This window comes from Luteibacter sp. P4_E6 (genome assembly GCF_056401535.1).
This window is the reverse complement of sequence record NZ_JBFUJE010000395.1, coordinates 1-3,672: the sequence shown is the minus strand read 5'-3', so window position 1 is coordinate 3,672 and position 3,672 is coordinate 1. Positions and strand designations below refer to the sequence as shown.

Sequence of the window (3,672 nt, the reverse complement as noted above, 5' to 3'; positions counted from 1 at the left end):
GTTCTACCCGGCGCTCATCACCATCGCACTGGGCAATGGGTTGTTCCTGCCCAGCCTGGCCAGCCAGATCGAGGGCCTTTACCGCGACGGCGACGTCCGCAGCAAGAGCGCTTACAACATCTACTACGTCGGCATCAATCTGGGCGGTTTCCTGGCCCCGCTGGTGTGCGGCACGCTGGGCGAGGTCTATGGCTGGCACTGGGGCTTCGCCGCAGCCGGCTTCGGCATGCTGCTGTCGCTGGTGATTTACCTGGGCGGTCGCCGCTACCTGCCGCCCGAACCGGCGCGCGGTGCCGCGATGCGAGCGGCCCGCGCACCGTTGGACCGCGCAGCGCGCGATCGCTTCGCCCTGCTGGTCGGCATTGCCGCCATCGTCGTCGTGTTCCGCGGCGCGTACGAGCAGAACGGCAACACCATCGCCTTATGGGCCGACACCGGGATCGATCGCCAGCTGGCGTCCGGGTGGGTCATACCGATGACCTGGTTCCAGTCGATCAACTCCCTGGCGGTGTTCGCGTTCACGCCTTTCCTGGTCGCGCGCTGGTCGCGGCTGGCCCGCCGCGGTGTGGAAACGCCGTTGCTGGCCAAGATGGCGTTCGGTGCCACCATCGTGGGTGCGTCCTTCGTGGCGCTGGGCATGGTCGCGGCATGGAGCGACGCTCACGGCACGCGTGCGAGCTGGCTCTGGCTGTTCGGCTGGTTCGTGGTGTTTACCATCGGCGAGCTTTACATCCTGCCGGTCGGACTGGCCCTGTTCGGTCGGTTGGCACCGGAGGGGTTTCGTGCCACCAGCATCGCCACGTGGTTCTTCGCCGGCTTCTTCGGCAACCTTCTGGCCGGTGCCCTGGGCACCTTGTGGAGCGTTCTTGCGCACGGCTGGTTTTTCGTCCTTATCGGCGGCGTCGCCGGACTTTCCGCGTCGCTCCTGTATATGCTTGGACGTCGGTTGGGGGATGTGGAACGACATGGATCGGTGGCACCTGCGATGGCGATGACACAGTGAGCAGAAGAAGATGAGCAAGGACATCAAGAAGAAACTAAAGAGCCGGTGGGATACCTTCACCACGGCCGAACAGAAGATCGCCGCACACCTGTTGCAGAACATGGACAGCATCCCGTTCGAGACGGCGGCGTCGCTCGGCAAGCAGGTCGATGTCAGCCCGATGACCGTGGGTCGCTTCCTGCGTAACCTCGGTTATGAAGGCCTGGCCGAACTGAAGGAGGAGTTGCGCGGCGGCACGCCGTGGCTGCAGCTTTACAGCAGTCCGGCAGGTGGCGCCGCGGCATCACCCTCCGAGGCCTTGCAGTCGGAGATTCGTGGATTGACTGCCGCCCACGCGTTGACGTCTAGCCCGGAATGGACCGCCATCGTCGATCTGCTGGTCAATGCCGACCGCGTGTCCGTGTCGAGTTTCCACCACGGCCGTTTCCTCGGTATCGGTTTTGCAAACCTGCTGCAGCACGTCAAGCCGCGCACGTCGTTCGCGAATGGCCAGGAAGGTGCGTATGCGGATGTACTGCTCGACTCGACCGAACACAGCTGCGTCGTCCTGATCGACTTCCGCCGCTATTCGCGCCACTTCCGCCTGCTGGCGGAAGAGGTGGCACAGCGAGGCATTCCGCTGGTGATCATCACCGATAGCCAGTGCTACTGGGCGCGGCAGCTGACCGACCACGTCCTCATGCTGCCCATCGACGACCACCGCGCCTGGCATAACTTCAGCGCGGCCAATAGTCTTTTCAGCCTGCTGATCGGTGCGGTAAGCGATCGGATGGGAGACCGGTTCGAACGCATCGGTGACATCACGCAGCTGCGGCAGAAGTTCGTGGGCTATGTGGAGGCACCGGCGGCCAGCGATGCCAGGCCGAAGGCCCCTTCGCAGGGCAAAACTGGCCCCTCGCCGCGCAAGCGCCGCACGACGCCGAAGGCAAAGTGAGGGACCCGACGATGCGCGCACGCACGCTTTTCCTTTTGGCTGTGGCACTTCTGTGGCCATACCCGGTGCTGGCCGCATCGTCGCCCGGTGACGCCGGCACGGACTCCCTGGATGCCTATGCCGCCCGTGCCATGAAGACGTTCGACACGCCTGGCATGTCGTTGGTCATCGTGGATGGCAAGAACATCTCAACCCATGCTTACGGCGTGAGAAAGCTCGGTTCCCCCGAGAAAGTCGACGCTCATACGATCTTCCCGCTGGGGTCCAACACCAAGGCTTTCACCAGTACGGCGCTGGCCATGCTGGTGGATCAGGACAAGCTGAAATGGAGCGATCTGGTCGCGGACAGGCTCCCGGGCTTTCGCATGTTCGATGCGTACACCACGGGCGAGATGACCGTCACCGATCTGCTCGTGCACCGAAGCGGTCTGGGGTTGGGGGAGGGCGATCTCATGCTCGTTCCCCAGACCAATCGCACACGTGACGAACTGGTCCATGCGGTTCGCTACCTGAAGCCGGCACATTCGTTCCGCGCAAGTTACGACTACGACAACGTGCTCTACATTGTGGCCGGACAGCTGCTGCAGGCGGTGAGTGGGCAGCGTTGGGAGGACTTCATGCAGAAGCGCCTCCTCGATCCACTGGGAATGCACGACACCCAGGTGAGCATCGATGCCAGGGTGCCGAACCAGGTGTCGCTGCACGCGAAGATCTCCGGGCCGGTGCGTGGCTTCGGAAAGCCGTCGGTCCTGACCAGCGTCATGACGGGCGACGCTTTCGCGCCAGCTGGCGCCCTGATGAGCAGCGCGAGCGACATGGGCAAGTGGCTGCAGGTGCAGCTCGATCATGGCGTCATGCCCGATGGCAAAGTCCTGTTCAGCCCGAAGGCATCCGCAGCCCTGTGGACACCCCAGACCTTGATACCGATCACGCCGGGACCCCCGTCGTTGGCGCTGGGCGAGCCTCAATTTCTGGCCTACGCCCTGGGTTTTGAGGTACGGGACTATCGCGGCCACAAGATCGTCACGCATCTCGGTGGCGTGCTGGGCGGTATCTCCGCGGTGGTGCTCATTCCCGACAAGCATGTCGCGTTTGCCGTGATGGTCAATTCAGAGGACGTGGGCACGCTATTCGCCATGCGCGAGCACCTTCTGGACACTTACCTGGGCCTGCCTTCGCCAGACTGGATTGCCAGCTACGCGGAGGCACAGCAACAGGAGGAGACCGAGGCGAAGAAGGCGCTGATCGCTGACGAGACGGCTAACCGTCGGGCCGCGGGACCGTCGCTGCCGCTCGCTGGCTACGCCGGCACGTATCGTGATCCCTGGTACGGCACGATCACCATCAGTAAGGGGGAGGGCGAGGGCGGATTGAAGATCACCGTCGACCGTTCACCTGGCATGTCAGGTGCACTCGAACATGTTCAATACGACACGTTCCGCACGCGTTTCACGACACCCGGTTACGAAGACGCCTATGTCACGTTTGCCCTCAAACCCGACGGGCACGTCGAGCAGATTGGCATGAAAGCGGTTTCGCCGCTGGCCGATTTCAGTTGGGACTATCAGGACCTTCGGTTCACGCCGGCAATCGGGACACCTTAGTCGAGGTTTCGGCCCGGCGAGATCGTTTCCAGGTCAAACCCCAGCTCGAGCAGATCCGCAGGAACGGGGTGTCGTTGCACCAGGGCCGCGGCGAGCCGACCGACGGTGGGTGCCGTCTGGATGCCATAGCC

Annotated in this window: 3 protein-coding genes; all 3 read left to right on the top strand. The window is 63.5% G+C overall.

The window, feature by feature from the left end:
- On the top strand, positions 1–1,003 hold a 1,003-nt coding region (locus AC1DT2_RS17920; protein WP_477297826.1), incomplete at its 5' end, for a peptide MFS transporter.
- Positions 1,004–1,013: 10 nt separating this feature from the next.
- Complete coding sequence (locus AC1DT2_RS17915; protein ID WP_477297825.1) at positions 1,014–1,937, top strand: MurR/RpiR family transcriptional regulator; 924 nt, start codon at positions 1,014–1,016, stop codon at positions 1,935–1,937.
- Between the two features lie 11 nt (positions 1,938–1,948).
- Positions 1,949–3,541 carry a serine hydrolase gene (locus AC1DT2_RS17910; RefSeq protein WP_477297824.1) on the top strand — a complete coding sequence of 531 codons (1,593 nt, stop codon included), beginning with the start codon at positions 1,949–1,951 and terminating at the stop codon, positions 3,539–3,541.
- The last annotated feature ends 131 nt before the right edge of the window (positions 3,542–3,672 follow it).